Annotated in this window: 1 protein-coding gene; it reads left to right on the top strand. The window is 47.5% G+C overall.

Annotated features, from left to right (window positions below):
- The coding region (locus IEY13_RS29970; protein WP_188959465.1) for a beta strand repeat-containing protein at positions 1-2,540 on the top strand (2,540 nt) is incomplete at both ends.

A 2,540-nucleotide genomic window follows, 5' to 3' on the forward strand; every position in this document is an offset into this window, starting at 1 on the left:
CCAGAGATGGAGAAGAGTGTTGGTGTGCGTGAGGTATGTGCCGGAAGCGCTGTTACGCTGACAAACGGCTCAACTGGTGGAACCGGTGTATGGAGCAGCAGTGCTGTAAGTGTAGCTACAATAGATAATAATGGTATAGTTCGTGGTGTAGCTGCTGGTAACGCAGTGATTACCTATAGTGTAACCACTGCCAAAGGTTGTGTAAGTGTGGATACTGCCCATATAGCTGTAAATGCTTTACCTGAGATGGAGAAGAGTATTGGCCTGCGTGAAGTTTGTGCCGGAAGTTCTGTTACACTGACAAACGGCTCAACTGGTGGTACTGGTGTGTGGAGCAGCAGTGCTGCAAGTGTAGCCACAGTAGATAATAATGGATTAGTTCGTGGTGTATCTGCAGGTTCTGCGGTTATCACTTACACTGTAACCACCGCTAAAGGTTGTGTAAGCCAGGATACTGCCCATATAGCGGTAAATGCCTTACCAGAGATGGAGAAGAGTGTTGGTGTGCGTGAGGTATGTGCCGGAAGCGCTGTTACGCTGACAAACGGCTCAACTGGTGGTACTGGTGTATGGAGCAGCAGTGCTGTAAGCGTAGCTACAGTAGATAATAATGGTGTAGTTCGTGGTATAGCTGCTGGTAACACAGTGATTACCTATACTGTAACCACTGCCAAAGGTTGTGTAAGTGTGGATACTGCCCATATAGCGGTAAATGCTTTACCAGAGATGGAGAAGAGTGTTGGCCTGCGTGAAGTATGTGCCGGAAGTGCTGTTACACTGACAAACGGCTCTACTGGTGGCACTGGCGTATGGAGCAGCAGTGCTGTAGGTGTAGCTACAGTAGATAATAATGGTGTAGTTCGTGGTGTATCTGCTGGTTCTGCGGTTATCACTTACACTGTAACAACCGCAAAAGGTTGTGTAAGTGTTGATACTGCTCATGTAGCTGTAAATGCTTTACCGGAGATGGAGAAGAGTATTAGCCTGCGTGAGGTATGTGCGGGAAGTTCTGTTACGCTGACCAACGGCTCAACTGGTGGAACTGGTGTATGGAGCAGCAGTGCTGTAAGTGTAGCTACAGTAGATAATAATGGATTAGTTCGTGGTGTAGTTGCTGGTTCTGCAGTGATTACCTATAGTGTAACAACTGCTAAAGGTTGTGTAAGTGTGGATACTGCCCATATAGCGGTAAATGCTTTACCAGAGATGGAGAAGAGTGTTGGTGCGCGTGAAGTATGTGCCGGAAGCGCTGTTGCGCTGACAAACGGCTCAACTGGTGGTACTGGCGTATGGAGCAGCAGTGTTGTAAGTGTTGCTACAGTGGACAATAATGGATTAGTTCGTGGTATAGCTGCTGGTAACGCAGTAATTACTTATACTGTAACAACTGGTTCAGGTTGTGTAAGTGTGGATACTGCTTATATAGCTGTAAATGCTTTACCAGAGATGGAGAAGAGTGTTGGAGCGCGTGAGGTATGTGCCGGAAGCGCTGTTACGCTGACAAACGGCTCAACTGGTGGAACTGGTGTGTGGAGCAGCAGTAATACTGGCATAGCCACAATAGATAATAATGGATTAGTTCGTGGTGTAGCTGCCGGTTCTGCGGTTATCACTTATACTGTAACCACCGCCAAAGGTTGTGTAAGCCAGGATACTGCCCATATAGCGGTAAATGCCTTACCAGAGATGGAGAAAAGTGTTGGTCTGCGTGAGGTATGTGCCGGAAGCGCTGTTACACTGACAAACGGCTCCACTGGTGGAACTGGTGTATGGAGTAGCAGTGCTGCAAGTGTAGCCACAATAGATAATAATGGATTAGTTCGTGGTGTAGCTGCTGGTAACGCAGTGATTACCTATACTGTGACCACTGCCAAAGGTTGTGTAAGTGTGGATACTGCTCATATAGCTGTAAATGCTTTACCAGAGATGGAGAAGAGTGTTGGAGCGCGTGAGGTATGTGCCGGAAGCGCTGTTACGCTGACAAACGGCTCAACTGGTGGAACTGGTGTGTGGAGCAGCAGTAATACTGGCATAGCCACAATAGATAATAATGGATTAGTTCGTGGTGTAGCTGCCGGTTCTGCGGTTATCACTTATACTGTAACCACCGCCAAAGGTTGTGTAAGCCAGGATACTGCCCATATAGCGGTAAATGCCTTACCAGAGATGGAGAAAAGTGTTGGTCTGCGTGAGGTATGTGCCGGAAGCGCTGTTACACTGACAAACGGCTCCACTGGTGGAACTGGTGTATGGAGTAGCAGTGCTGCAAGTGTAGCCACAGTAGATAATAATGGATTAGTTCGTGGTGTAGCTGCTGGTAACGCAGTGATTACCTATACTGTGACCACTGCCAAAGGTTGTGTAAGTGTGGATACTGCTCATATAGCTGTAAATGCTTTACCAGAGATGGAGAAGAGTGCTGGCGCGCGTGAGGTATGTGCCGGTAGTACGGTTACACTGACAAACAGCTCAACTGGCGGTACTGGTGTATGGAGCAGCAGTAATACTGTTGTAGCCACAATAGATAATAATGGATTAGT

It is taken from the genome of Filimonas zeae, assembly GCF_014641615.1.
Taxonomy (GTDB): Bacteria; Bacteroidota; Bacteroidia; order Chitinophagales; family Chitinophagaceae; genus Filimonas; species Filimonas zeae.